29 protein-coding genes and 1 tRNA gene are annotated in these 25,836 nt (G+C 59.3%); 16 read left to right on the top strand and 14 right to left on the bottom strand.

What is annotated here, in order from left to right; genetic code table 11:
- Position 1 precedes the first annotated feature (1 nt).
- The 4 genes from xsc to SULPSESMR1_RS17200 all read right to left on the bottom strand — a co-directional run bounded on the left by xsc (position 2) and on the right by SULPSESMR1_RS17200 (position 5,392).
- On the bottom strand, positions 2 to 1,780 hold the full coding sequence (gene xsc, locus SULPSESMR1_RS17185; protein WP_089421978.1) for a sulfoacetaldehyde acetyltransferase: 1,779 nt from the start codon (positions 1,778 to 1,780) through the stop codon (positions 2 to 4).
- Positions 1,781 to 1,877: 97 nt separating this feature from the next.
- Positions 1,878 to 3,341 carry a PLP-dependent aminotransferase family protein gene (locus tag SULPSESMR1_RS17190; RefSeq protein WP_089421979.1) on the bottom strand — a complete coding sequence of 488 codons (1,464 nt, stop codon included), beginning with the start codon at positions 3,339 to 3,341 and terminating at the stop codon, positions 1,878 to 1,880.
- A 123-nt stretch (positions 3,342 to 3,464) separates the two neighbouring features.
- Positions 3,465 to 3,725 (bottom strand): glycine zipper 2TM domain-containing protein, encoded by a 261-nt coding sequence (locus SULPSESMR1_RS17195; RefSeq protein ID WP_089421980.1) that lies wholly within the window; start codon positions 3,723 to 3,725, stop codon positions 3,465 to 3,467.
- A 272-nt stretch (positions 3,726 to 3,997) separates the two neighbouring features.
- Positions 3,998 to 5,392: an aspartate aminotransferase family protein gene (locus SULPSESMR1_RS17200; RefSeq protein ID WP_089421981.1), complete on the bottom strand. Its 1,395-nt coding sequence runs from the start codon at positions 5,390 to 5,392 to the stop codon at positions 3,998 to 4,000.
- Between the two features lie 400 nt (positions 5,393 to 5,792).
- Between SULPSESMR1_RS17200 and SULPSESMR1_RS17205 the strand changes: the two genes are divergently transcribed.
- From SULPSESMR1_RS17205 to SULPSESMR1_RS17215, 3 genes are all read left to right on the top strand, one after another.
- Positions 5,793 to 6,800 (top strand): taurine ABC transporter substrate-binding protein, encoded by a 1,008-nt coding sequence (locus tag SULPSESMR1_RS17205; protein WP_089421982.1) that lies wholly within the window; start codon positions 5,793 to 5,795, stop codon positions 6,798 to 6,800.
- 115 nt (positions 6,801 to 6,915) lie between these two features.
- The gene (locus SULPSESMR1_RS17210; RefSeq protein WP_089421983.1) at positions 6,916 to 7,722 is read left to right on the top strand and encodes an ABC transporter ATP-binding protein; all 807 of its coding nucleotides are present in this window, start codon (positions 6,916 to 6,918) and stop codon (positions 7,720 to 7,722) included.
- Positions 7,723 to 7,831: 109 nt separating this feature from the next.
- Positions 7,832 to 9,061 carry an ABC transporter permease gene (locus tag SULPSESMR1_RS17215; RefSeq protein WP_240311475.1) on the top strand — a complete coding sequence of 410 codons (1,230 nt, stop codon included), beginning with the start codon at positions 7,832 to 7,834 and terminating at the stop codon, positions 9,059 to 9,061.
- A gap of 122 nt (positions 9,062 to 9,183) precedes the next feature.
- On the opposite strand, the gene SULPSESMR1_RS17220 is transcribed toward SULPSESMR1_RS17215, so the two are convergent.
- Positions 9,184 to 9,259: transfer RNA gene (locus tag SULPSESMR1_RS17220), tRNA-Ala, on the bottom strand.
- A gap of 89 nt (positions 9,260 to 9,348) precedes the next feature.
- A complete protein-coding gene (locus SULPSESMR1_RS17225; protein ID WP_089421984.1) occupies positions 9,349 to 9,681 on the bottom strand; it encodes a TIGR02300 family protein in 333 nt (110 codons plus the stop codon).
- 107 nt (positions 9,682 to 9,788) lie between these two features.
- Here SULPSESMR1_RS17225 and SULPSESMR1_RS17230 point away from each other — a divergent pair, with 107 nt between their 5' ends.
- From SULPSESMR1_RS17230 to SULPSESMR1_RS17240, 3 genes are read left to right on the top strand one after another with little or no spacing between them, the layout of a single operon-like run.
- A complete protein-coding gene (locus SULPSESMR1_RS17230) occupies positions 9,789 to 10,481 on the top strand; it encodes a M48 family metallopeptidase (RefSeq protein WP_089421985.1) in 693 nt (230 codons plus the stop codon).
- A 30-nt stretch (positions 10,482 to 10,511) separates the two neighbouring features.
- Complete coding sequence (locus tag SULPSESMR1_RS17235) at positions 10,512 to 11,162, top strand: GntR family transcriptional regulator (protein WP_089421986.1); 651 nt, start codon at positions 10,512 to 10,514, stop codon at positions 11,160 to 11,162.
- 23 nt (positions 11,163 to 11,185) lie between these two features.
- The gene (locus tag SULPSESMR1_RS17240) at positions 11,186 to 11,908 is read left to right on the top strand and encodes a haloacid dehalogenase type II (RefSeq protein ID WP_089421987.1); all 723 of its coding nucleotides are present in this window, start codon (positions 11,186 to 11,188) and stop codon (positions 11,906 to 11,908) included.
- An 87-nt stretch (positions 11,909 to 11,995) separates the two neighbouring features.
- On the opposite strand, the gene SULPSESMR1_RS17245 is transcribed toward SULPSESMR1_RS17240, so the two are convergent.
- Entirely contained in the window at positions 11,996 to 12,958 is a 963-nt protein-coding gene (locus tag SULPSESMR1_RS17245; protein WP_089421988.1) for an acetyl-CoA carboxylase carboxyltransferase subunit alpha, read from the bottom strand.
- 59 nt (positions 12,959 to 13,017) lie between these two features.
- Positions 13,018 to 13,611 carry a LysE family translocator gene (locus tag SULPSESMR1_RS17250; protein WP_089421989.1) on the bottom strand — a complete coding sequence of 198 codons (594 nt, stop codon included), beginning with the start codon at positions 13,609 to 13,611 and terminating at the stop codon, positions 13,018 to 13,020.
- Between the two features lie 72 nt (positions 13,612 to 13,683).
- Here SULPSESMR1_RS17250 and SULPSESMR1_RS17255 point away from each other — a divergent pair, with 72 nt between their 5' ends.
- Complete coding sequence (locus tag SULPSESMR1_RS17255; RefSeq protein WP_089422389.1) at positions 13,684 to 14,136, top strand: Lrp/AsnC family transcriptional regulator; 453 nt, start codon at positions 13,684 to 13,686, stop codon at positions 14,134 to 14,136.
- A 6-nt stretch (positions 14,137 to 14,142) separates the two neighbouring features.
- Here the strand turns inward: SULPSESMR1_RS17255 and SULPSESMR1_RS17260 are convergent, their stop codons facing one another.
- Entirely contained in the window at positions 14,143 to 14,598 is a 456-nt protein-coding gene (locus SULPSESMR1_RS17260) for a DUF302 domain-containing protein (RefSeq protein ID WP_089421990.1), read from the bottom strand.
- A 70-nt stretch (positions 14,599 to 14,668) separates the two neighbouring features.
- On the bottom strand, positions 14,669 to 15,625 hold the full coding sequence (locus SULPSESMR1_RS17265) for an L-malyl-CoA/beta-methylmalyl-CoA lyase (protein WP_089421991.1): 957 nt from the start codon (positions 15,623 to 15,625) through the stop codon (positions 14,669 to 14,671).
- A gap of 282 nt (positions 15,626 to 15,907) precedes the next feature.
- Between SULPSESMR1_RS17265 and dgcN the strand changes: the two genes are divergently transcribed.
- From dgcN to SULPSESMR1_RS17280, 3 genes are all read left to right on the top strand, one after another.
- The gene (gene dgcN, locus SULPSESMR1_RS17270) at positions 15,908 to 16,909 is read left to right on the top strand and encodes an N-acetyltransferase DgcN (RefSeq protein ID WP_089421992.1); all 1,002 of its coding nucleotides are present in this window, start codon (positions 15,908 to 15,910) and stop codon (positions 16,907 to 16,909) included.
- A gap of 65 nt (positions 16,910 to 16,974) precedes the next feature.
- A complete protein-coding gene (gene dgcA, locus SULPSESMR1_RS17275; RefSeq protein WP_089421993.1) occupies positions 16,975 to 17,940 on the top strand; it encodes an N-acetyl-D-Glu racemase DgcA in 966 nt (321 codons plus the stop codon).
- Positions 17,940 to 18,806: a D-amino-acid transaminase gene (locus SULPSESMR1_RS17280; RefSeq protein ID WP_089422390.1), complete on the top strand. Its 867-nt coding sequence runs from the start codon at positions 17,940 to 17,942 to the stop codon at positions 18,804 to 18,806. Before dgcA ends, SULPSESMR1_RS17280 begins: the two co-directional genes overlap by 1 nt.
- Positions 18,807 to 18,929: 123 nt before the next feature.
- Here SULPSESMR1_RS17280 and SULPSESMR1_RS17285 read toward each other — a convergent pair whose 3' ends face one another.
- From SULPSESMR1_RS17285 to SULPSESMR1_RS17295, 3 genes are all read right to left on the bottom strand, one after another.
- The gene (locus tag SULPSESMR1_RS17285; RefSeq protein ID WP_089421994.1) at positions 18,930 to 19,559 is read right to left on the bottom strand and encodes a glutathione S-transferase family protein; all 630 of its coding nucleotides are present in this window, start codon (positions 19,557 to 19,559) and stop codon (positions 18,930 to 18,932) included.
- Between the two features lie 3 nt (positions 19,560 to 19,562).
- A complete protein-coding gene (locus SULPSESMR1_RS17290) occupies positions 19,563 to 20,156 on the bottom strand; it encodes an OsmC family protein (RefSeq protein ID WP_089421995.1) in 594 nt (197 codons plus the stop codon).
- 90 nt (positions 20,157 to 20,246) lie between these two features.
- A complete protein-coding gene (locus SULPSESMR1_RS17295; RefSeq protein WP_089421996.1) occupies positions 20,247 to 20,561 on the bottom strand; it encodes a DUF1244 domain-containing protein in 315 nt (104 codons plus the stop codon).
- 261 nt (positions 20,562 to 20,822) lie between these two features.
- On the opposite strand from SULPSESMR1_RS17295, the gene pyk reads away from it, so the two are divergent.
- The 4 genes from pyk (at position 20,823) to rplT (ending at position 23,245) form a co-directional block, all read left to right on the top strand.
- Complete coding sequence (gene pyk, locus SULPSESMR1_RS17300; protein WP_089421997.1) at positions 20,823 to 22,268, top strand: pyruvate kinase; 1,446 nt, start codon at positions 20,823 to 20,825, stop codon at positions 22,266 to 22,268.
- A gap of 12 nt (positions 22,269 to 22,280) precedes the next feature.
- Positions 22,281 to 22,526: a hypothetical protein gene (locus SULPSESMR1_RS17305; RefSeq protein ID WP_240311412.1), complete on the top strand. Its 246-nt coding sequence runs from the start codon at positions 22,281 to 22,283 to the stop codon at positions 22,524 to 22,526.
- Between the two features lie 137 nt (positions 22,527 to 22,663).
- On the top strand, positions 22,664 to 22,864 hold the full coding sequence (gene rpmI / locus SULPSESMR1_RS17310) for a 50S ribosomal protein L35 (RefSeq protein WP_028957078.1): 201 nt from the start codon (positions 22,664 to 22,666) through the stop codon (positions 22,862 to 22,864).
- 15 nt (positions 22,865 to 22,879) lie between these two features.
- A complete protein-coding gene (gene rplT / locus SULPSESMR1_RS17315; RefSeq protein ID WP_028957079.1) occupies positions 22,880 to 23,245 on the top strand; it encodes a 50S ribosomal protein L20 in 366 nt (121 codons plus the stop codon).
- A gap of 71 nt (positions 23,246 to 23,316) precedes the next feature.
- On the opposite strand, the gene SULPSESMR1_RS17320 is transcribed toward rplT, so the two are convergent.
- Positions 23,317 to 23,907 (bottom strand): NAD(P)H-dependent oxidoreductase, encoded by a 591-nt coding sequence (locus SULPSESMR1_RS17320; RefSeq protein WP_089422392.1) that lies wholly within the window; start codon positions 23,905 to 23,907, stop codon positions 23,317 to 23,319.
- A 106-nt stretch (positions 23,908 to 24,013) separates the two neighbouring features.
- On the opposite strand from SULPSESMR1_RS17320, the gene SULPSESMR1_RS17325 reads away from it, so the two are divergent.
- Positions 24,014 to 24,595, top strand: a complete 582-nt coding sequence (locus SULPSESMR1_RS17325) for a TetR/AcrR family transcriptional regulator (RefSeq protein ID WP_089422393.1) — start codon at positions 24,014 to 24,016, stop codon at positions 24,593 to 24,595.
- A 68-nt stretch (positions 24,596 to 24,663) separates the two neighbouring features.
- On the top strand, positions 24,664 to 25,737 hold the full coding sequence (pheS, locus tag SULPSESMR1_RS17330; protein ID WP_089421998.1) for a phenylalanine--tRNA ligase subunit alpha: 1,074 nt from the start codon (positions 24,664 to 24,666) through the stop codon (positions 25,735 to 25,737).
- Positions 25,738 to 25,836 lie beyond the last annotated feature (99 nt).

Consider the following 25,836-nt stretch of genomic DNA (forward strand, 5'->3'; position numbering starts at 1 on the left):
CTTAGACCGATTGCGTGCGCATGTCGGCCTTGGACACGCCGGCGACCGACACCGGCTTTTTCATCGCGTCGCGGCGGAAAGGCTCGCCCAGTTCCTGATTTATCATGGCTTCGATCAGCGTGGTTTTGCCGTGGTTCATCTGGTCGTCGACGGCTTTGGTCAGGGCTGCGGTCAACTCGTCCATCGTGCGGGCCACGACACCTTCAAGCCCGCAGGCCTGCGCAATGCCCGCATAGGACACTTGGGTGTCCAGTTCGGTGCCGACAAAGTTGTCGTCGTACCACAGCGTCGAGTTCCGCTTTTCTGCGCCCCACTGGTAGTTGCGGAACACCACTTGGGTGATCGCGGGCCATTCGCCCCGACCAATTGCCGTCAGCTCGTTCACCGCGATGCCGAATGCACCATCGCCCGAGAAGCCGACAACAGGCACGTCGGGCTGGCCGATCTTGGCCCCTACAATGGCGGGCAGACCATAGCCGCAGGGGCCGAACAAGCCGGGGGCCAGATATTTGCGGCCGTCGTCAAAGTCGGGATAGGCGTTGCCGATGGCACAGTTGTTGCCGATGTCCGAACTGATGATCGCGTTGCGTGGCAGGGCGGACTGGATTGCACGCCATGCCATGCGGGGGCTCATCCAGTCGGGTTTGTCGGCGCGGGCGCGCTGGTTCCATGTGGTGCCTTCGTCGTCGTCTTCGTGGTCCATGCTGGACAGTTGCTGGGCCCATGAAGATTTTGCTTGCGAAATTTTCGCCTTGCGGTCGGCGCGGCCTGCATCGCCTGCGTCATCGCTCAGTTGCGACAGGATGCCCTTGGCCACCTTGGCGGCGTCACCGATGATGCCAACGGTGATCTTTTTGGTCAGGCCGATGCGGTCGGCGTTGATGTCGACCTGAATGATTTTCGCGTTGGTCGGCCAATACTCCATGCCATAGCCCGGAAGGGTCGAAAACGGGTTCAGCCGTGTGCCAAGGCACAGCACAACGTCGGCGTCCTTGATCAGCTCCATTGCTGCTTTGGACCCGTTGTAGCCCAGCGGCCCCGCAAACAGCGGGTGCGATCCGGGGAAGGCATCGTTGTGCTGGTAGCCGACACACACCGGCGCATCCAGACGCTCGGCCAGTTCTTTCGACGCGGCAATGCCACCTTTCGACAAGACCACGCCCGCGCCGTTCAGGATGACAGGGTTCTTGGCACCTGACAGCAGCTCTGCCGCAGCCGTGACCGAGTTTTCACCGCCCGAGGAAAGCTCAAGCTCGATGGGGTCGGGGATTTCGATGTCGATGACTTGTGTCCAGAAATCGCGCGGGATGTTCAGCTGGGCCGGACCCGCCAGACGCTTGGCCTTGGCGATCACGCGGGTCAGCACTTCGGCCACGCGGGTCGGATCGCGCACCTCTTCCTGATAGGCGACCATGTCCTCGAACAATTTCATCTGCTCGACTTCCTGAAACCCGCCCTGACCGATGGTCTTGTTCGCGGCCTGCGGTGTGACCAGCAGCAGCGGTGTGTGGTTCCAGTATGCTGTTTTGACAGCCGTCACGAAATTGGTGATGCCGGGGCCGTTCTGCGCGATCATCATCGACATCTTGCCGGTGGCGCGGGTAAATCCGTCGGACATCATGCCCGCCGACCCTTCGTGCGCGCAATCCCAGAACGTGATGCCCGCCTGCGGAAACAGATCGGAAATGGGCATCATGGCCGAACCGATGATGCCAAAGGCGTGTTCGATGCCGTGCGCTTGCAGTGTTTTTACAAATGCTTCTTCGGTCGTCATTTTCATGGAAGGGGGCTCCGGCAGGTTAGGGGAATGATTCCGCGTTGTGTCGCAGAGTACGATTGCACGGCAGGTGCAGTTAGGGCCAGTTGGCGGCAGCGGATCAGACCAGACGCGCCAGAGTCTCTGCAACCTTTTGCACGCCGTCCGCAATACGACTGGACGGGATCGACGAATAGGCCAGACGGTAATAATTGCGCGGCTTGTCTTCGCCGGAAAAGAACGACACGCCCGGTTCGATCAGCACGCTTTGAGGTTTTAGCAATTGCGCCAGTTGGCTGGTGTCCACGGACAGCGGCGCGCGCATCCAGAAGGATGATCCGCCCGACGCACCCTGACCGGCGATGGTCAGGCCGGTGTCGGTGATCGCCTGCTGCATGGTGTCGCGGCGCGTGTGCAATGTGGTGCTCATCTTGCGCACCAGCGCGTCGTAGTGACCTAGCGACAGGAAATAGGCAACGGTGCGCTGGATATGGCCGGGCGGATGACGCAGCACCGATGCGCGCAGGGCGCGGGCCTCGCGGATGAACGGCTCGGACCCCACGAGGTAGCCCAGCCGCAGGCCAGGAAACAGCGATTTCGAGAACGAGCCGACGTAGATCACCCGCCCGTCTGTATCCAGCGATTTCAGCGCGGGCGAGGGCGGCTTGAGGAACGACATCTCGAATTCATAATCGTCCTCGACAATCAGCGCGTCCATTTCGGCGGCGCGGTCCAGCAGGGCACGGCGGCGGTCCATTGGCATGGTGGCCGTTGTCGGGCATTGGTGGCTGGGGGTGGTAAAGATCACATCGGTGTCGGGCGGGATCGCATCGGGGGGCAGGCCGTCCTGATCCACACGGACATGGGACAGATGGCACCGCGACTGGTTCAAAATGTCGTGCAAAGCGTGATAACAGGGTTCTTCCATCGCGGCGTGCCGGCGTTGGGTCAGCAGCACCTGCGTGGTTAGCCAAAGTGCGTTTTGTGCGCCCAGCGTAATCAGCACCTGTTCAGGGCGGGCGGTGATACCACGGCGTGGCAGCGAATGGCGCACGATGAATTCGATCAGTTTGGGGTCGTCCTGATCGAAATAATCGGTGGTCATCGGACCAAAGTCGCGCTGCCCCAGCGCCTGCATCGCGCACAGCCGCCAGTTCGCATGATCGAACAGGGTGGCGTCGGCCTGACCGTAGATGAACGGAAAGCGATAGTGCGCCCAATCCTGTGGCTTTGTTGGTGTCTGCCCACCCGAGAATTTCTGCCCGATGGCACGGGTCCAGTCCACTGCATCGGGGGTGACGGGCGAGGCGGCAAAGATCGGTGGAACCGGAGCGGTTTCCGACACGAAATAGCCCGATCGCCCGCGCGAGGTCAGATAATCGTTGGACAGAAGTTCGGTATAGCTGAGCGTGACGGTGATGCGGCTGATGCCAAGGTGTTGCGCCAGCTTGCGCGTCGAGGGCAGCTTTTCGCCCGGCTGGAAGCGGCCCGACAGGATGCCTTGGGCAATCATCTGCTGAATCTGGCTTTGCAGCGTGCCCTCGGCTTCGGGGTGCAAAAAGAATGTTTCGACCGGTACTGTCATGTCACAGGCTTACACTGGACCTATCAGCGCGGCAATGTGGCGCTATTGCTGAACAGCAAAAGACCCCGGTCGAAACCGGGGCCCTTGCTTGGACATGTGAAGTGTCGGTCGGGTGCGACCTGCTTATGGGCAGGCTGCGTAATAGCGCGAGCCGTTTGCGCGTTGATACACACATTGGCCGTTTTGCGTTTTACCGATGTAGTTGCCGGCTGCACCACCAAGGGCCGCACCGATCAGCGCACCTTTGACTTTATCGTCGCCGCCGGACACGGAAGCACCGATTGCGGCACCAGCAAGTGCGCCACCAGCTGTGGTGTTAGATGTGGTCGATTCGCAAGCAGCAAGTGATGCGATCAACGGAATGGCGATCAGAAACTTTTTCATACCTGTCTTCCCTTCTTTAATACTGAAATGAGAACGCACGATCTAAAGGGTTGGTTCCCACATATGTTAACATCAGTGAAAAAAGGCCGTTTTGGCCCCAAACCACCGGTCCTGTTCGGGCAAGACATTAAAAAGGTAACCGAAAGCGAAACAACGTCAAGGGTGGCAGGGGCCGCCACAGGCAAACAAGCGCCGAACGGCTGGCCGGGGTCGGCAACGCAAACGGACGAGGATAGCCCCCGCCCGTCGGGTATTCGCGGTCCGTATCCGGATCACCCGAAGACGTCGCCCAGTGCCTTGTCCACGGCCGTAACGATCTGGTCGATGTTGTCTTTTGTCGCGATCAGAGCGGGCGAAAAGCACAGGCTGTTGTTCTTGCCCGGCAGCGACCGGTTGGTGGCACCGATGATGACACCCTGCGCCATGCAGTTGCCGACAACGGCCTGCACCTTGGCCTCGTCTGCGGGGGCGCGACTGTCACGGTCGCTGACCAGTTCGGCGCCCAGAAATAAGCCCTTGCCGCGCACATCACCGATAATGGTGTGTTTGTCGGCCAGCGCGTGCAACTGGTCCAGCATATAGGCGCCCATCTGCGTGGTGTTCTCCAGCAGGTTCTCGTCTTCGATGATGCGCATGTTTTCAATCGCGGCAGCGGGGCCGGCGGTGCAACCGCCAAAGGTCGAGATGTCACGGAAATAGTTCATCTTGTCCGAGGGGTCGTCCTTGAACATGTCAAAAACCGCTTCGGTGGTCACAAGGCAGGCAATCGCCGCATAGCCCGAGGCGACGCCTTTGGCCATTGTTACCATGTCGGGCTGAACGCCATATTGCTGATAGCCGAACCATGTGCCGGTGCGGCCGACGCCGCACACAACTTCGTCGATGTGCAGCAGAATATCGTATTTTCTGCAGATTTCCTGAACGCGGTCCCAATACCCGTCGGGGGGCGTGATGACGCCGCCACCAGCGGTTACCGGTTCAAGACACAACGCACCCACGGTGTCTGGCCCTTCGGACAGGATAACCTTTTCGATTTGGTCCGCAGCCCAGACGCCATAGTTTTCCTGCGGTGCGCCGTCCTGTTCAAAGGCACGGTATTCAAGGCAGTGCGGCACACGGACGAAACCGGGGGCAAAGGGGCCGTATTGTGCGTTGCGCTCATCCTGACCACCTGCGGACAGGCAGGCGATGGTGGTGCCGTGATAGTCGCGGTCGCGGTACAGGATTTTATGTTTCTTGCCGCCGTATTTCTTGTGCGCGATCTGGCGGACCATCTTGAACGCCTTTTCGTTCGCCTCGGAACCCGAGTTGCAGTAATACATCCTGTCAAGGCCGGGCATCTTGTCCAGCAGCTTTTCAGCGAACAGCGCGCCGGGGATCGACCCGGCAGAGCCTGCAAAATAGTTCAGTTTGACCAATTGGTCGCGCACCGCATCCGCGATGCTTTCGCGGCCATAGCCCACGTTAACGGTCCAGACCCCGCCCGAGACCGCATCAAGGTGCTCTTTGCCCTTCTGGTCCCAAACCTTCATGCCTTTGCCCTCGACGATAATGCGCGGGTCGATTGCGCTCTCAAAAGGCTGGTGCTGGATCAGGTGGTGCCAGACGTTCTTGCGGTCGGCTTCAACCACGCGGCTCAGATCGTTTTCACTAAAGGTTCCGTCCATTGTCTGGCCTTTCAGGATACATGTGGAAGGGGTAGGGTGAATCCAGTAGATACTGCACCCTTTGATGATCAAGAAAACAGCACAAAATGCGGTGTCAGTAGGGCCAGTAACGATGGACAGATGATTCCAGTTTGTCGGATTGTGCCGGTGGCCCCCAGCCGGTTGGAAATAGGAACATCCTGTTTTCAGAGGTTTCGCTGAATTTACGTCGTTGAAATCCGGAAATCAAAAACGTCCCCGATTGCTGCACCTATGGGAAAAAACATTGATCGGCGTTTGATATTGCGGTCGGATTGGGCAGCGCCAGAGAATTGCAAATGCAACAATCGGGCCAAGCGGCGGCCAGACCGCCGATATAACGCGAAGCGCCGTGTAAAACGGCGCACAACGGGAGAAGACAATGACTTTTAAAACCAAATTGATGAGCGCCACTGCCGCAATCGCCATGCTGGCCGGTGCCCAGACGGCGGCTGCCGCAGGGCATGGCGAAATTACAGTGGCCTATTTCCTCGAGTGGCCGATGCCGTTCCAGTACGCCAAGGAAACCGGCATGTACGACGAAGCGATGGGCACCAAGATCAATTGGGTCAGCTTTGACACCGGCACCGCAATGAGTGCGGCGATGGCCTCGGGTGATGTGCAACTTTCGGTCAGTCAGGGTGTGCCGCCGTTTGTCGTGGCCACCTCTGCCGGTCAGGACTTGCAGATTGTTGACGTGGCCGTGTCCTATTCGGACAACGATAACTGCGTCGTCGCCTCGGGTCTGGAAATTGACAAGGACAGCGCGGGCGAGTTGTCGGGTAAAAAGGTTGCCGTGCCGCTGGGCACCGCTGCGCATTACGGGTTTCTCAGCCAGATGAACCACTTTGGCGTTGATATCTCGACGATGGAAATTGTGGACATGGCCCCCGCCGAAGGGGCGGCCGCATTGGCCCAAGGGTCGTTGGACATGGCGTGCGGTTGGGGCGGTGCGCTGCGCCGTATGAAAGAGCACGGCAACGTGCTGCTCACCGGTACCGAGAAGGAAGAACTGGGCATTCTTGTGTTTGATGCCACCACAGCGCCCGCGACCTATGTTGCCGAAAACGGCGATATGGTCGCCAAGTTTCTGGCCGTTACCGCCGAAGCCAACGCCATGTGGGCAGACGAGACCAACCGCGAAATGATGCTGCCGGTGATCGCCAAAGACGCGGGCATGAGCGAAGAGGACACTTTGTCGACGCTGTCGACCTTCAAGTTTCCGACCGTTGACGATCAGCTGAGCGACAAGTGGCTGAACGGGCGCGCGCAGACCTTCATGAAGGGCGTCGCGGGTGTATTCGTCGAAGCGGGCTCGATCCCATCGGCGCTGGACAGCTATGCAGGCGCGGTAAACACCGGCCCGCTTGAAGCCGCAAAAGGCATGTAAGCGAAACCAGTGCCCTGCGCGCCTTGTGGTGGTGCGCAGGGCACTGCGGTAATGAGGCGGGCAAACCCGCCCGCGCGGCCCGTACAGGGCAAAACCAATCAACAGGGGGACGACCATGACGGGACTTGTGATCGACAAGCTGTCCATGCGGTTCGATTTGCCGGACGGTGGTGCCGTTCAGGCGCTGCAAGATGTTAGTCTGGATTTGAAACAGGGCGAGTTGCTGAGTGTGCTGGGGCCGTCGGGCTGTGGCAAAACCACGCTTTTGAATATCGTGGCGGGGTTTCTGGCGCAAACCTCGGGCGAGGTGCGGCTGAACGGCAAACCGGTTCACGGCCCCGATGCCCAACGCGGCATGGTGTTTCAACAAGGCGCGCTGTTCGAATGGATGAGCGTGCGCGAGAACGTCAGCTTTGGCCCGGATATGAAGGGCACGCCCAAGGCAGAAAGCCGCAAGACGGTAGATCACTTGCTGAACGTCGTGGGCTTGCAGGATTTCAAGGAAAAGATGGTTTACGAACTGTCCGGAGGGATGCAGCAGCGCGTGGCGCTGGCCCGTTGTTTGGCCAATGATCCCGATGTGATCCTGATGGACGAACCGCTGGGCGCGCTGGATGCGCTGACCCGCGAAAAGATGCAAAGCCTTGTGCTGAAGCTGTGGAAGGAAACCGGCAAGACCATCATCCTGATCACCCACTCGGTCGAAGAGGCACTGTTGTTGGGCGAACGTCTGGTGGTGATGGCCCCGCGTCCGGGGCGGATTCACAAGGAATACCGCCTGCCCTTTGCCGACCTGGGCGTGGGGGCCGATCTGCGCGAGGTCAAAAAACACCCCGACTACGCGCCAACGCGCGAAGAAATCCTGAACATGATCTGGAACATGGAAGAAGAGATCATGGGCCGCAGCGAGGAGACCGCCTGAGATGCTGCAAATTTTTCAAGACCTTGGGGCCGAACTGGCGCAGATGTTCTTGTCGATACTGGGGGCGCTGCCCTTTATCTTCGGCTATCTGGCGCTGATCCTGATTTCGATGTTGATCTGGAATTTTGTCCGCGCCCAGATGGGACGCGTGCGCGACTATACTTCGCTGAAAACCGTGACTTTCGGCGACGAAAGCGCAGTTGTTTCAGACAAGGCGGCGTCGGTAATATCGATCGTGCTGATCTTTGTGATCTGGGGTGCGTTCACCGGATCGAACTGGTTGCCCGGCCCGTTCCACGCTCCGGGGCCTTTCGTGGGGCAAGAGGCGTTTACATATACCATCGAAGGCCCCGACGGCACACAGGCTGACGCGACCATCTTTGTTTCGGTCCACCCGCAAGGCGAGCAACCCGCGCCGCTGGAGTTTGACGCAGGCACGGGACCGGTCAAGAATGACAGTGTGGTGGTGCAGGCCTATCGCTCGAAGCTGATCAGTTGGGATGCCAACGATGAGATCACCCGCAAGGATGGCGCCAAGGTTGTCGCGGTCGATGGTCGTGCGATTGATGCCGATACCGATGTGGACGTGGGCTTTGGCCGCGTGGCGCTGACGGACAAGGGCACGTTGAACTTCGAGCCGGGGCAGGGTTGGCAAATGGAAAACATCTGGCTTCCCGCACCCGACAGTGTCTGGCGGCGGCTGGTGTCGGTCAGTGCAGACGGCTACCAAAACGTGACGCTGTCCGAACACCTCAGTTACTCTTTGTTCCGCGTGATCGTGGGCTTTGCGCTGGGTGCGCTGGTGGGCATTCCGCTGGGCTATGCGATGGGCCTGTCGAACTGGTTTCGCGGCTGGTTCGATCCGATCGTGGAATTCATGCGCCCCGTGCCGCCGCTGGCGCTGATCCCACTGGTGATCATCTGGGCCGGCATAGGTGAACAGGGCAAGATCATCCTGCTGTTCCTCGCCGCGCTGTGGATCATGGCCATCGGTGCGCGCTCGGGTGTTTCCGGGGTCAAGATAACCAAGGTACATGCGGCCTATTCACTGGGGGCGAGCAAGTGGCAGATCCTGCGCCATGTCATCATCCCCAATTCCCTGCCCGAGATATTCACCGCAGCACGCGTGGCGATGGGTGTTTGCTGGGGTACGGTGGTCGCTGCGGAACTGGTGGCGGCGGAAAAGGGCGTTGGCAAGATGATCGTGGCGGCGTCCAAGTTTCAGGACACCGACATCGTTTTGATGGGAATTATCCTGATCGGCATTATCGGCTTTGGCATCGACATGCTGATGCGCTGGGCCGAACGGGTGCTGGTGCCGTGGAAGGGCAAGGGTTGATTTTGCGGCGTTGCTTGAGAAAGGCCTTGGTGTATCCGGAGCCTTTTTCCACGCCTATCGCTGATGTGCGTACGTCGCAACGCTGGGAGTGTGTTCGAAATCCACCCTTACGGGGGAGGGGATGGTGGAGCATAGCGGGATCGAACCGCTGACCTCCTGCATGCCATGCAGGCGCTCTCCCAGCTGAGCTAATGCCCCATCCTTGGTGACCCTCTCGGGTCCGTGCGCCGCTGATTAGGCGGTTTGGCAGGCGGGATCAAGCGAAAAGATCACGCCTGCCAAAAGCTTTATGTGTCGTCGTCGTCCGACGCAACATCGGCGATTTCTTCCAGCGGAACTGTATCGTCGTCGTCGTCATCTTCGAGGATGTCGTCATCTAGATCGACATCAACATCGCTGTCGTCATCGTCCAATACCACGTCATCGTCATCATTCTCCGCAGCTTTCGCCTTGGCTGTGGCCGCGTCTTCGGCGTCAGCGGCGATCATCCGGGATTTGCTGGCGTCCAGCTCAACCACTTCGCCCGTGTAGGGGCTGACGATCGGGTTTTTGTTCAGGTCGTAAAACCGTTTGCCGGTAGTCGGGCAAAGGCGTTTCGTACCCCATTCTTCCTTGGGCATGGTGTCCCCTTTGAAATCTCTGTTGCATCTAGGCGATTCAGGGCAATTGCCATATGGTGTGCCCGGAGTCAAAGCCTACGTGATAAGTGGGTAAAGGAGCAGATAGGATGGCAATGCACCTGTTGCAAGAAGGACCGCCTGTAGAAGTGGTCTTGCGTCGGTCGGCGCGGGCGCGGCGGATCTCGTTGCGGGTGTCTTCGCTGGACGGACGGGTGACGCTGACACTGCCCAAAGGTGTGGCCGAACGTGAAGCAATGGCCTTTGCCCGCTCCAAGGAGGACTGGATACGCGGTCATCTTCAGGCGCGTCTGGAAAATGTCGATATTACCCACGGGGCCGAGGTGCCGCTGGGCGGTCAGCCGCGTCTGATTGTGCCGGGAACAGGGCGACGGGTGGTTGTTGATGCACAGTCGATCGCCGTGCCCGGTGCGCCCGCGCAAGTGGGCGCGCGATTGCAGGCGCATCTGAAAGCGTTGGCGCGGACACGGCTTGCGGAGGCGTCTGATCTCTATGTGGAACGGCTGGGGCGCCCGTATCAGCGGATCAACATCCGTGACACGCGGTCCCGCTGGGGGTCGTGTTCGTCGCGCGGAACGCTGATGTATTCATGGCGACTGGTGCTGATGCCGAAGGCCGTGCTGGATTATGTCGCAGCGCATGAGGTCGCCCATCTTGAGCAGATGAATCACTCGCAGGCGTTCTGGGATGCCGTGACCCGTATTTACGGCCCCTATTCCGAGGCGCGGGCGTGGCTGCGACAGCATGGCTCGGAATATCACCGCTTTCGCTTTGGCGATTGACCACTGCAGTATTTGTGATCACAAGACAGTATGACCACACCCGCACGCGCCACTGAAGTCACCACAGCTGCCCATGACCGCGTTTACCGCCGTCTGCGCACGCGGATCATGCATGGCGATATTCCCCCCGGACAGGCGCTGACCCTGCGCGGTGTCGCCAAAGAGCACGAGGTTTCCATGACCCCGGTGCGCGAGGCTGTGCGACGTCTGGTGGCCGAAGGGGCGCTGACCATGTCGTCCTCGGGGCGGATGGGCACGCCCGAACTGTCTGCCGAGCGGATCGAAGAACTGGCTGCCCTGCGCGCCTTGATCGAGGTCGAGTTGGCCAGCCGCGCCCTGCCGCGCGCACACATGGCACTGATCGAGCGGTTGCAGACCATCAACGGCGCTGTGTCCGAAGCCGTCGCGCACCGCGATGCCGTCAGCTATATCCGCACCAATCTGGAATTTCACCGCACGCTTTACCTGCGCGCACAGGCTCCTGCGATGCTGGCTATGGCAGAAACTGTCTGGCTGCAAATGGGCCCCACGATGCGGGCGCTGTACGGGCGGCTGCGGCGGACCGAGCCACCACATTATCATAAGCTGATTATCGCCGCCCTGCGCGCCGGGGACGAACCCGGCCTGCGGTTGGCGGTGCGTACTGACGTCACGCAAGGGCTGCGGATGCTGGCGCGCTGAAACCTTGGAAGAATGAGGATCAGATGAAACTCACGGATTACAAAGCACTTACTTTCGACGTCTATGGCACGCTTATTGATTGGGAAAGCGGTATGATTGAGGGGTTGAAAGCCCTTGTTGCCCGTGTTGACCGCAACCTTAGCCGTGACGAGATACTTGAGGCACATGCCCGCCACGAGTCGACCCAGCAGTCATATACCCCAAGCTACAAATACAGCAGGGTTCTCGAAATCGTATACAAGCGTTTGGCAGAAGAATGGGGCGTTACCTACACCCGCGAGGACTGCGTCGCCTATGGTCAGTCTGTTAAAAACTGGCCCGCGTTTCCGGATTCGGCGGACGCGCTGGCATATCTCAAAATGCACTACAAACTAGTGGTCCTGTCCAACGTCGACAACGAAAGCTTCGCACATTCCAACAAGAAGCTCGGCGTTGAATTCGACGCGTGCTACACAGCCGAAGACGTTGGCAGCTATAAACCCGCCGACCGTAATTTCGACTATATGCTCGAAAAAATCGGCGATATCGGCATCGACAAATCCCAGGTACTGCACACCGCAGAAAGCATGTTCCACGATCACGGCCCTGCCAACAGGTATGGTCTTGCAAACTGCTGGATCTATCGCCGCCACGACAAAGAAGGCTTTGGTGCTACGATGAACCCCGGCGAAATGCCCCGCTATGATTTCAGGTTCAACTCGATGGCAGATTTGGTCAAAGCGCACCAAGACGCTCTGCGCGGTTGATCCAACCGGCACGACGTGCGTCGACGCGCGACGGGCAAGCACAGCGACAAACTTGCGATCCCTGTTTTTTCCGGTCGCGGCCTATGCTCAGGCAGCCAGACCTTTTTTACCCAGATCAAGGAATTTGCTGCGGCGGTCGTGGATCAACGCCTTGGCGTTCATGCCGTCCAGATCCTTGAGCATCTCGGCAATGGCTTTGCCCACAGCATCAATTGCATCCTGCGCGTGACGGTGCGCCCCGCCCATCGGCTCGGGGATGATCTTGTCGATCACGCCCAGTTGCTTGAGATCTTGGGCGGTCAGACGTAGCGCCTCAGCGGCTTCGCGCATTTTCTCGGCGTCTTTCCACAGGATCGACGCGCAACCTTCGGGGCTGATGACGGAATAGACCGCATGTTCCAGCATTGCGACGCGGTTGGCCGTGGCAAAGGCGACCGCGCCGCCCGATCCGCCCTCTCCGATCACCACGGACACGACGGGCGTACCGATTTGCAGTGATTTTTCTGTGGCGCGCGCGATGGCCTCGGACTGGCCGCGTTCTTCCGCGCCTTTGCCGGGATAGGCGCCGGGCGTATCGACCAGCGTAATGACAGGCAGGCCGAAGCGACCGGCAATATCCATCAGGCGAATCGCTTTGCGGTAGCCTTCGGGTCGGGCCATGCCGAAATTGCGTTCGATGCGCGATTTCGTATCGTTGCCCTTTTCATGGCCGATTACCATCACCGGCGTGTCGTTAAACCGCGCAAGGCCCCCCATGACGGCGTGATCGTCGGCAAAGTTGCGGTCGCCCGCCAGTGGTGTGTAATCGTTGAACAGACGTTTGATATAATCGATGCAATGGGGCCGCTCGGGGTGGCGCGCCACCAGACATTTGCGCCAGGGCGTCAGCGAGCTGTAAAGGTCTTGCAACATCGCCTTGCCCTTGGCGTCAAGGGTTGCGGCCTCGGCGCTGGTGTCGGTTTCGGGATTGTTGCGGGCCATCGCACGCAGTTCTTCGGCCTTGCCTTCGATTTCCGCCAGTGGCTTCTCGAAATCCATATATTGAGTCATCTGCTCGCTCCGCTTCGGCTTTGTCCGATATATGGCGGGGCAGAGCGGCGAATGCAATCTTAGGGAAACAGGACAGGGTACAAGGATGCGATCAGCAATGCCGCCATCGTCCAATTAAAGACGCTCAGGCGGGTAGGATTGGTCAGAATGCGCGCCATTTGTTGCCCCATCACAGTCCACAGGCTGACCGAGGGCAGGTTGATGGTGCCGAACACCACGGCTACCATCGCGATTGCGGTCAACGTGGTGTCGGAGGTGTAGGCCGTGACCGCGGGCACTGCCATCGCCCAAGCCTTGGGATTGACCCACTGGAAAGCGGCGGCTTGCAGGAATGTCATCGGGGTGCCGATGGACTCGCCCGGTTTGATCGGTGCTGCATTGGCAATTTTCCATGCCAGATAAGTCAGATAGACGATCGAGGCGATTTTGAGCACCGTGTTTACGACCGGATAGGCTTCGAATACCTGCACCAGGCCTGCGCCCACCAGCACGATCATCAGGACAAAACCCAGACCGACGCCCAGCATGTGCGGCACGGTCCGGCGAAAGCCGAAATTCGCACCCGAAGCCATCAGCATCAGGTTGTTCGGACCCGGCGTGATCGAACTGACAAGGGCAAAGGCCGCAAGGGCGAGGAGATTATCAAGTGTCATGCACAATGAATGACGTTGATTGTCTGGTTTGAAATTGCAAACTGCTTGCTGTGTCAGGAGATTGTGCAATTTATGACGAAACTGGATCAGAAAAACGAACGAATATTGCAAGAGTTGAGCCGCGATGGCCGTATCAGCAATCTTGAGCTGGCTGATCGGGTGGGACTGTCGCCCTCGGCTTGCTTGCGCAGGGTGCAAGAGATGGAGCGCACGGGGCTGATCAAAGGCTATCGCGTGGTGCTGGACCGCACGGCCTTGGGTACAGGATTCGTGGCCTATATCGGTGTGGGGCTGAGGGATCATACGAAAGCATCACAAGAGGCGTTCGAGCGCGCGATCTCACGCGCCCCCGAAGTGCGGGAGTGTCACAACACCACCGGCACCATCGAATATCTGCTGCGCGTCGAATGTGCCGATCTGCAAAGCTACAAGGCGTTTCACACCGATATGTTGGGGGCACTGCCGCAAGTGAATGCGCTGACGTCCTATGTCGTGATGGGCTCGCCCAAGGATGAACGGGCGTGAGGGCGGTCAATCAGCAGCTTGTGCGGTGATAGCGGCAAAGGTCTGGTCCAGTTCTGCCGTGATGGATTGCAGATCATTGCTGTAGTCCGCGAAGATGGACGAGGGAAGCTTGTAGCTGAGCGTTGCTGTGCCTGTGGTGTTTTCCGTGACATAGACGCGAATCGGTGCCTCGATCATCGCGTGGGTGTCGATGTTCAGGATTTGCACCGCCAGCGCATTGTTGAACAGCCCGATCACCCGGTTTCCGGGGATGGCGATGCCACGGGCTGCTGCTGCATCTGTGGGGCCTGCTTCGGTGACGATGCCCATCCGGTGTACCTTCGCGGCGGTCTTCAGGTCTGCGATCACTTGGGCATAGGGTTTGTTGGTGGGTGTCACCACCCAGCCTTCGCGCGGCGTGATGTCGGTGACATCAGCAAAGGCGGGCAGGGACAGCATCAAAAGTGCAACTATAAAACGCATGGCGCCTCGCTCATACTGCTGAGGCTTCTTTGGGGCACGGCTTGTGCCCCAATGTCTAATCACCTGTGCGTCAGCCGGTGATCATTTCGTATTGTTTGACCACAACTTCGGCCTGTTTGATCGACGCGATGTCAACCAGGCGGCCTTTGTAGACGGTGGCGCCTTCGCCGTTGGCTTTGGCCTGTTCCATTGCAGCCAGAATCTCGCGCGCTTCGGCAACCGCTCCGTCCGAGGGGGTGAAAACTTCGTTTGCCAGCGCAATCTGCTTGGGGTGGATGGCCCATTTGCCGACCATACCCAGCGTTGCCGATCGCAGTGCTTGTGCGCGAAAGCCGTCGTCGTCCGAAAAATCGCCAAAGGGGCCATCAACCGGCAGCACCCCGTGCGTGCGGCAGGCGGCAACAATAGCGGCCTGCGCCCAGTGCCACGGGTCGGACCAGTGTTTCGCCCCGTCGCGCAGCATGTAGTAGTTTTCCTGCGTGCCGCCGATGCCGGTGGTCTGCATCCCCATCGACGCGGCAAAGTCGGCTGCCCCCAGGCTCATCGCGACAAGACGGGGTGATGATGCGGCGATTTCTTCCACATGGGCGATACCGGCGGCGGATTCGATGATGACCTCGAAGTTGATTTTCTTGGTGCGCCCCTTGGCGGCTTCAACCGCGGTGACCAGCGCATCGACGGCGTAGACGTCGGCGGCACAGCCCACTTTGGGGATCATGATCTGGTCCAGACGTTCGCCCGACTGTTCCAGCAGATCGACCACATCGCGGTACCAATAGGGCGTATCAAGGCCGTTGATCCGTACCGACAGCGTTTTGGTGCCCCAGTCATGTCCGGAAATCGCCTGAATGATATTGGCGCGAGCGGCGTCCTTGTCCGATGGGGCAACGCTGTCTTCGAGGTCCATGTTGATCACATCGGCCTCGGAGGCGGCCATTTTGGCGAACAGCTTGGTGTTCGAGCCGGGGCCGAAAAGCTGGCAGCGGTTGGGGCGGGCGGGGGGCGTAGGCTGAAGGCGGAAGCTCATCTGCGGACCTTTCGGAGTAATTTTATTGCGTAATCATTGGGTTTAGCAGGTATTAAATTACGCCGCCTTTCGCAAGGTTCATTTTGCAGCTGCAGCAAATGTGCGCTGTGGGCAGCGGTTAGAGAGTGGGCATTTCTTCGAAAATACCGATAGTCTTTCGAAGAAATATGTTGAATTGGCCTGACACGCGCCGAGTTTCGTACCAAGTTGTGCTGGATTTTGCTCAGTATCAGGGCAAAGCGGCCAAGGCCCGCGACACTCATGACCAAAAGGACTGCTAAAATGATCAAGACACCCTATCTGCTGTTCCTCGGCGATGCACCCGACCAACTGGCCGCAAAAGTGGCACAAGGCATCAAGGACTGGCGGCCAGATAACGCGGTTGGGCAGTTTCGCATGGATGGCTGCGGTGCGGACGTGAAGCTGACGGACATGACTTTGCAGCAGGGTCTGGAAGCCGGTGCCAAAACGCTGGTCATTGGCGTGGCCAATCGCGGCGGCCTGATTTCGAAAGCATGGAAAGAAGTGCTGATCGCGGCGCTGGAAGCGGGCTATGATCTGGCCAGCGGCCTGCACAACCTGCTGGAGGACGAGCCTGAGTTGGTCGCTGCAGCCGAGAAATATGGCCGCGAACTGCACGACGTGCGGGTGCCATCGGTGGAATACCCCATCGCCAACGGTGAAAAGCGCACCGGTAAACGCGTGCTGGCCGTGGGCACCGACTGTTCGGTTGGCAAAATGTATACCGCACTTGCGCTGGACGAAGCGATGCGCGCCAAAGGCATGAAAAGCACCTTTCGCGCCACGGGCCAGACCGGCATCCTGATCACCGGCGAGGGCGTACCGTTGGACGCGGTTGTCGCCGACTTTATGGCCGGTTCGATCGAATATCTGTCGCCCGATAATGAGCCAGACCACTGGGACGTGATCGAAGGGCAGGGCAGCCTGTTTCACGTCAGCTATTCCGGCGTGACGCTGGCGCTGATCCACGGCGGCCAGCCCGACGCGCTGATCGTCTGCCACGAGCCGACACGCAAACATATGCGCGGACTGCCAAGCTATACGCCGCCCAGCATCGGTCAGGTCAGCGAACTGGCCTTGGCGCTGGCCAAGGTTGCGAACGCGGACTGCAAGGTTGTGGGCATTTCAGTGAACACGCAGCATATGGGCGAAGAAGAAGCGCGCGCCTATCTGGCCGAGCTTGAGGCAGAATACGGCATGCCCGCCGTCGATCCGTTCCGCCACGGGGCCGAGCGGCTGGCCGATGCGCTGGAAGCCTTGTAAGTTGCGCCTGTGGCTGGGGGCAGGAGCCTCCGGCGGGAGTTTTTCCGGCAAGATGAAGGTGATGTATGCGCATTGATGTAACGCGGGATGTGTTCCAGCTGGCACAGGTTTTTACAATTGCGCGGGGGTCGCGGACCGAAGCGCAGGTGCTGACCGTGCGGATCAGTGATGGCGATGCAGTTGGTGTGGGCGAATGTGTGCCCTATGCCCGGTATGGCGAAACGCTGGACAGCGTGACGGCCCAGATCGAAGGGCTGCCAGCGGATATTTCGCGGATGGCGCTCTATGATCTGTTGCCCGCAGGGGCGGCGCGCAACGCGGTCGATTGCGCGTTGTGGGATATCGAGGCAAAGCGTACGGGCAAACGGGTGTGGGAGCTGGCGGGGCTGGCAAAGCCGGGGCCGGAGATTACCGCCTATACCCTGTCGCTGGACAGCCCGGAGGCGATGCAGGCGCAGGCGGCAAAGAATGCCTTTCGACCGCTGCTGAAGATTAAGCTGGGCACGCCCGATGATATGCCCCGGCTCGAAGCCGTGCGGGCAGGCGCGCCCGATGCGCGGATCATCGTCGATGCCAACGAGGGCTGGTCCGCCGAAGTTTACGCCGATCTTGCCCCGCATTTGGTTCGGCTGGGTGTGCAATTGGTCGAACAGCCGCTGCCCGCAGGTGAAGATGAGGCCCTGACCGGCATGGCGCGGCCTGTGCCGGTGTGCGCCGATGAAAGCTGCCATGATCGCGGATCACTGCCGCATCTGAAGGGCAAATATGATGTGGTGAACATCAAGCTGGACAAGACCGGCGGGTTGACCGAGGCGCTGGCTCTGCGCGATGCGGCGCTGGCCGAAGGTTACCGCGTGATGGTCGGCTGCATGGTCGGGTCGTCGCTGGCGATGGCCCCTGCAACACTAGTGGCGCAGGGGGCCGAGGTTGTAGACCTTGACGGGCCGCTTCTGTTGGCCGAAGACCGCGATGAACCTTTGATTTTTGACGCCGCTGGGGTGCATCCCCCCAGTGCGAAACTATGGGGATGATGCACATGCGTACTGTTTATGTGAACGGCGACTACCTGTCTGAGGACGAGGCGAAAGTGTCAATTTTTGATCGCGGCTTTCTGATGGCTGATGGCGTCTATGAGGTGACCAGCGTGCTGGACGGCAAGCTGATCGACTTTGACGGACATGCGGTGCGATTGCAGCGGTCGCTGGACGAGTTGGACATGAAAAACCCGATCAGCAAGGAAGACCTGCTGGAAGTGCACCGCGAGTTGGTGCGGGTGAACGAAATTAACGAGGGCATGATCTATCTGCAGATCACGCGCGGCGCGCCGTCTGATCGCGACTTTGCGTTTCCCGATCCTGAAACGGTGCCGTGTACGGTTGTTCTGTTTACTCAGAACAAACCGGGTCTGGCCGCAAATCCGGTGGCGCAAAAGGGCATCAAGGTTATCAGCATCGAAGACATCCGGTGGGGCCGGCGCGACATCAAGACGGTGCAACTGCTTTACCCGTCGATGGGCAAGATGATGGCCAAGGCCGCTGGCGTTGATGACGCATGGATGGTGAAAGAGGGATATGTGACCGAAGGCACCAGCAACAACGCTTATATCGTCAAAGGCGGCAAGATCATCACCCGCCCCAAGACCAACGATATTCTGCACGGGATCACCCGTGCCGCCGTTCTGCGATTTGCCGAAGAGGCGCAGATGACCGTGGAAGAGCGCAACTTTACCATCGAAGAGGCGCAGGATGCCGATGAGGCATTCATCACCTCGGCAAGCGCCTTTGTTATGCCCGTGGTCGAGATCGACGGTGCGCAAATTGGTGACGGCAAGCCCGGTTCGGTCGCGCCACGCCTGCGCGAAATCTATCTGGAAGAAAGCCGCAAGGTCGCGATCTAAAGGTCAGCTTCCGCCCGGTTGCCATCCGACCCTTCGGGGAGAGTTTATTTGGCAAGATGAAAACACATCGTCGCGGCGCAGGCGTATGTGGTCCAAATAATTTTCCCTGACAGGGCGGGTTGCCTATATCAGGGCGCTTGGGCGCGCTTTGATCGCCTCGTACCAGCGCAGCATGTTCGGCGTATCTTCTGTTACGCCCATTTTGATGACGCGAGCAAAGTCGCTGAACACAAAGGCCGAGATATCGGCAAAGGTAAACATGTCACCGGCCAGATAGGCGCTGTTGTCCAGCCGCTGTTCCAGCATCTCTTTGAACAGAGTCACCCGCACCCGTCCGCGTTCTGCCAGTTGCGGGATTTGCTTGAAGTTTGCAGGCCCCGGAATGGCGCGGTCTTTTAAATGCGGGTTTGTGTTGCGCAACACTTCTGCCACGGCTGTGGCCCCCTGACTTTCGCAGATGGCGTTCCATTGCAGGATTTCCGCGCGTTCGTCGGGTGTCGTGCCGATCAGCGGCGGTTCTGGGTGCATGTCTTCAAGGTACATCGCAATTGCGAGGTTTTCGGTCAGCGTGGTACCCGCATTGGTGATCAACACCGGCAGGGTGGCGCGCGGATTAACCTTGCGGAACGCGTCGCCCAGTTGTTCGTCCTTGGCGATCGAAATGTCGTGGGTTTCGGGCGTCAGCCCCTTCTCTGCCAGAAACATCCGCGCGCGGCGCGGGCTGGGGGCGGTGGAACAGTCGTAAAAGATCATGGCTCAGCCCTCGCGGTTGATGGTTTCGACGCCGTTGTGCACCAGACGCGTCGACCACGGGATCGGGTTGCGTAGTGCAAAGTGGGCCATGCAGGCGCCCTCGGCCTCGTCCAGCAACTCCTGAATGCGTTCCCGCGGTTCCGGGCTGTCGATAAGCACGTGGGTCTCGACCATCTCGGTCTCGCCTTCGGTGGTATGGCCCATGTCGCGCATGGTGCCGAGGTTGGTTTTGAACCGCACGCGCTGTTCCAGACGCAGCGATGTGATCTGGATATTGCGGGCGGTGTAGATGTCGGTGAGATGGGTCATCAGGCAAAAGCCGATGCCCGCGCAGAAATAAGCCAGCGGCGGCGGTGCTGTATCATCGCCCACCGGTGTCTGTTCGTCACAATATAGCTGCAGCGGCGAAAATCCGGGGATGTTCACTTGCACCGTGCCGGTTTTCTTCTGGCGACCTGTGGCTTCGGCCACAAGGTTCACTTCGAAATACAACGGTTCGGGTGGGTGGCCCTTTTTGAACGGGCTGGGGGTGTATTGAGTGGTTTGCGGCTGCGCATCGGCGCGGTTGCCCACGTGGTATTGGTTTGTTTCGGTCATCTGTGTCCTCCCCGACAGTGCGGGAAGGGTGTCTTGATGCAGGGCGCTTGTCCAGTCACGATGGCGCAGGCCGTTGCGACGGAAACCGTCTCAGGATTTGTCGGTAACGTTGCGGGCAAAGGCCTGTTTGAAATCGGCCTGCTGGGCGCTGGAGGCGTCGGACTGGAAGTTGGCTTTCCAGTCGTCCATCGTCATACCGTAAAACGCCTCGCGGCCTTCGTCCTTAGTCATGTCGATGCCTCGTTCGTTTGCGGCCTCTTGATACCAGCGCGACAGGCAATTGCGGCAGAAACCGGCCAGATTCATCATGTCGATATTCTGTACGTCGGTGCGGTTTTGCATCAGATGTTGCTGCAAACGGCGAAACGCTGCGGCTTCAAGTTCGATGCGGGTTTGTTCGTCCATGGGGCGGTGTCCTCTGTGGTCTGCTATTTGCACAATTGGACCCATTGTCGGTCGCTTCAACGTAAGGCGCAAGCAGCCGTGCGGGTATCGCGGGGGATTTGACGGTAAGCACGCCCCGATTTTAGCGCGGTGACGTTCATAACGTCGTCATTCTTTGCTTCTAGGTGCAGGTCAGTTGTTATTGCGCCCAAACTGGGCAATAACGGTTGAAATGGCCTGCGGTTACCGCATGAACACTCTGAGAGAAAAGGTTAGCGCTAAATGAGACGTAATCGGAACGTAAAGATTGTCGCCACACTTGGCCCTGCCTCTGACAACTATGAAATGATCCGGGCCCTGCACGAAGCTGGCGCGGACGTGTTCCGTCTGAACATGAGCCACGGCAGCCACGATGAAATTGCGGTCAAGCACAAGATCATCCGGCAGGTCGAAGAAGACCTTGGCAGCACCATCGGAATTCTGGCCGACCTTCAGGGGCCAAAGCTGCGCGTGGGCGTGTTCTCGGGTGACAGCGAGATGCTGGAGGAGGGCGCGTCCTTCCGGCTGGATCTGGACAAGGCCGAGGGCAATGCGGCCCGCGTGTGCCTGCCCCACCCCGAGATTTTCGCCGCCCTGAAACCCGGCGCATCACTGCTGGTCAATGATGGTAAAATCCGCCTGCGGGTTGAAGACTGTGGTGACGATTTTGCCAATTGTACGGTGATTGCGGGGGGCGTGATTTCAAACCGCAAGGGTGTGAACGTGCCTGATGTGGAACTTCCCCTTGCCGCGCTGAGTGAAAAGGATCGCGCCGATCTGGAATTTGTCTGTGATCTGGGTGTCGACTGGCTGGCGCTTAGCTTTGTGCAGCGCGCGGGCGATGTGGAAGAGGCGCGTGCACTGGCCAAGGGCCGTGCGGCGATCCTGTCGAAAATCGAAAAACCCAGTGCCGTCGAGCGGTTCAATGAAATTCTGGCGGTCAGCGATGGCATCATGGTTGCGCGTGGCGATCTGGGGGTGGAGCTGCCCGTACAGAACGTGCCGCCGATCCAGAAACGATTGGTGCGCAAGTGTCGCAGCGCCGCCAAGCCGGTGATCGTGGCTACGCAGATGCTGGAAAGCATGATTGAAAGCCCGATGCCGACCCGTGCCGAAGTGTCGGACGTGGCCACCGCGATCTATGAAGGTGCAGATGCCGTGATGCTGAGCGCCGAAAGTGCGGCGGGCAGCTATCCGGTCGAGGCGGTGCGTACGATGGACAACGTCGCCACCGAGGTCGAGCGCGACCCGACCTATACGCAGATCATTGAAAGCAGCCGCGATGCCAAGCGCAACAGCGTCGCCGACGGTATCGTTGCGGCAGCCCGCGAGATTGCAGAAACAACCGACATCAAGGCAATTTGCTGCTTTACCCAAAGTGGCACCACCGCCTTGTTGACTGCCCGCGAACGGCCCCGTGTTCCGATCATCGCGCTGACCCCGTTGGTGGGCACCGCGCGGCGTCTGGCGCTGAGCTGGGGATGCAATTGCGTGATCACCGATGCGATGGATCGCTTCAAGATGGCCGTTGTCGGCGCAGCCAAGGCGGCGCGGTCCGAAGGATTTGCCGACGAGAACGACCAGATCGTCGTGACAGCCGGTGTGCCATTCAATGTGCCGGGCACTACGAACATCTTGCGGGTCGCCCCTTGTGATGAACGTTTGATTTTTAGCACAGATCCGGAATAGCGTTGGTTCACAATGGGTGAACTGTCAAAATATCTGGATTCTGATCTTGCTTTGGTTCTGGGCGTCGTTATCGGCTTGCTGTCGATCCCGTCAATCTTGTCGGCGATGACAGATGGCCGCGCGCCCCGTGCCTCGGCGGTGACGATCCTCATTGCGGGGCTGTTGATTATCTTTGCGATCCAGACCCATCCGGGCGGCTACAGCATCGGCGACGTGCCCAACGCCTTTGTGGTGGTGGTCGCGCGTTTCATGCCGTGACCACCCCGGTGCCTGCAGGCGACAATTAGCGCTTGCCTCACGGGGCGATGCCTCCTATATGCACCTCTCGTTCTGCGCGTCCGGCCGAAAGCGGCATGCCGAGTCGCGCGTCTACCGAACTCAAGAAGGAGACGGAAATGCCCAAGATGAAGACCAAGTCGAGCGCCAAAAAGCGCTTTAAGGTGAGTGCCACAGGCAAAGTCATCGGTGCCCAGGCTGGCAAACAGCACGGCATGATCAAGCGGACCAACAAATTCATTCGCAACGCACGCGGTACGACAGCTTTGTCGGCACCCGATGCCAAGATCATCAAGGGCTTTATGCCCTACGACCGATAAGAAGGAGCCTGAACTATGTCACGCACCAAAGGCGGAACAGTCACCCACGCACGTCACCGTAAAATCGTTAAAGCCGCAAAAGGCTATTACGGACGTCGCAAAGCGGTATTCAAAGTTGCAACACAGGCCGTCGACAAGGCCAACCAATACGCAACCCGCGACCGCAAGAACCGCAAGCGGAACTTCCGCGCGCTGTGGATCCAACGCATCAACGCTGGCGTTCGCGCCCATGACGAATCGCTGACATACAGCCGTTTCATCAATGGCCTGAACCTGGCTGGCATTGAAGTTGACCGTAAGGTTCTGGCCGATCTGGCTGTGAACGAACCGGCGGCCTTCGCAGCCATCGTCGACCAAGCCAAAGGCGCGCTGCCCGCGTAACCTTTGACGGTTGAGTGTATTCAGAGGCCCTGCCATCCGGCGGGGCCTTTTTCGTTTGTGCAGGGGCCGCGTCAGGCACCGGAGCTGCCCAGCCCGCGCACCGTTTCCAGCCATTTGTTTGTATGTCCGGCCTTTGCTTTGCTGACGCCCGCGAAATAGCTGACGCGTGTGGGGGTGATGCCCACAAACTTCAGGATTTGCCCGCGCAACTGCCAGATCATCGCGCTGCGATAGGCCAGCGACAGGAACCAGCGCGGTGTATCCGAGGTGATGATCAGTCGTGCGCTGCGCCCTTTCAGCATCGGTCGGGGCATCCCCGACGCCAAAGGGTTGCGGGTGTCAAAGCTGCGTCCGGGTAAAAACGAGCGGTCGAACATTCCCTTGAGTTTCGCAGGCAAGCCACCCCACCACATCGGGCTGGTGATAACCACATGCTGGGCCCAGTCGATGTGGTCCAGCAGCGTTTCAAGGTCAGGTTCAAGCGGTTTGTGATAATCGTAGCCGTTGAAACCATAGTCTGGGTCAAAATCCATATCCCGAAGGTGCGTCAGCCGCACATCGTGCCCTGCTGCCCGCGCAGCTGCAGCGTAGGTTTCGGCCAGTGCGCGGTTCAAAGAGCTTTCAGAGGGGTGGCCATTCAGGACGAAAATACGTTTCTGCATGGGTTCAGCTTTCACAAATTGACTATGGTCAAAATTGGTAGGATCATAAATGACCATGGTCAATATCAAATTTGACCATGGTCAGCGTTCATGTCAGACAGGGGTGATGAAACCAGCTGTTCAACAACGCACATTGAAAACACGTGCGCGCCTTTTGGGGGCGGCAGAAGAGGTCGTACAGGCGCACGGCTTTGAAGCGTTGCGCGTCGATCAGGTAGTGTCGCTGGCGGGGGTGGCCAAGGGCACATTCTTTGCTCACTTCACCGACAAGGACGCATTGATGTCGCAGTTGATCGGTGCGCGGATCAACGCGGCGCTGGACCGGATCGAGGCACAGCCAACCCCCGTAGATGTGGACGAGATTGTGCAGACACTTGTGCCGCTGATGGCGCTGATGACGCATGAACGCTATGTGTTCGATGTGATCCTGCGCCATTCTGGCGCGGCACTGGTCGAGGATGTCGGACCAATTGCGGAAACCTTCGGGCGGTTCCTGACGGTGATCGAGGGCTGGCTGGCCGGTGCGCCGGTTCGTCAGGATGTGCCCGTCGCGGTGCTGGCCGAGGGCGTGCAGGCGTTTTTCATTCAGGCAATCGCTCTGCATTTCTGCGCGCTGCACAGCGACGTCGTCATGGACGCACGGTTGACCCCGTGGCTGCGCGCATGGCTTGTCCCGCAGGGCACCTAACCTTGCCTCTCTTGTAATCAGCCGCGTTTCTGCTAGCAGGTCTGCGACATATGACAGGACGGTTGACGATGGATGATCTCAAGCAAAAATACCTTGGCCAGATTGCCAATGCCGCCGATGAATCCGCGCTGGAAGACATCCGCGTCACAGCCGTCGGCAAAAAAGGCGAAGTCGCGCTGAAAATGCGCGAACTGGGCAAGATGACCCCCGAGGAACGGCAAGTGGCCGGACCTGCGCTGAACGCGCTGAAGGACGAGATCAACAGCGCGCTGGCCGCCAAGAAGGCCGCATTGGGCGACGCAGCACTGGACGAACGGTTGCGCTCCGAGTGGCTGGATGTATCGCTGCCGGGGCGTGGGCGCCGCGTTGGCACGATCCACCCGATTAGTCAGGTCACCGAAGAAGTCACCGCCATTTTTGGCGAGATGGGCTTTGCCTCCGCCGAAGGGCCGCGGATCGACACCGATTGGTATAATTTCGACGCGCTGAACATCCCCGGTCACCACCCTGCACGCGCCGAGATGGACACGTTCTACATGCACCGCGCGACAGGTGACGACCGCGCGCCCAACGTGCTGCGCACCCACACCAGCCCCGTGCAGATCCGCACGATGGAGGCCGAAGGCGCGCCGCTGCGCATCATCTGCCCCGGTGGCGTGTACCGTGCCGACTATGACCAGACACACACGCCGATGTTCCACCAGATCGAGGGCCTGGCCATCGACAAGGACATTTCGATGGCGAACCTGAAATGGGTGCTGGAAGAGTTCTTTGCCGCCTTCTTTGAGGTCGACAACATCAAGACCCGCTTCCGCGCGTCGCACTTCCCCTTCACCGAGCCATCGGCCGAGGTGGACATTCAGTGTTCGTGGGAAAACGGCACCGTGAAAGTCGGCGAAGGCGACGACTGGCTCGAAGTGTTGGGCAGTGGCATGGTCCACCCCAAGGTTTTGCAGGCGGGCGGGATCGACCCGAACGAATGGCAGGGCTTTGCATTCGGCATGGGAATCGACCGGATCGCGATGCTGAAATACGGCATCCCCGATTTGCGCGCGTTCTTTGATTCAGATTTGCGCTGGTTGCGTCACTACGGCTTTGCGTCGCTGGATGTGCCGACGCTTCATGGTGGGTTGAGCCGCTAGGTATTCGTCACTGGGGCAGCGCATTGCCCGAACCGCAAACAGCTATGAGGTTTAGCGGTCAGGCACGGGCCGTTCTGGCAGAACGCAACTGTTGCACCC

Origin of the sequence: Pseudosulfitobacter pseudonitzschiae (assembly GCF_002222635.1) — a bacterium.
Classification (GTDB): domain Bacteria; phylum Pseudomonadota; class Alphaproteobacteria; order Rhodobacterales; family Rhodobacteraceae; genus Pseudosulfitobacter; species Pseudosulfitobacter pseudonitzschiae_A.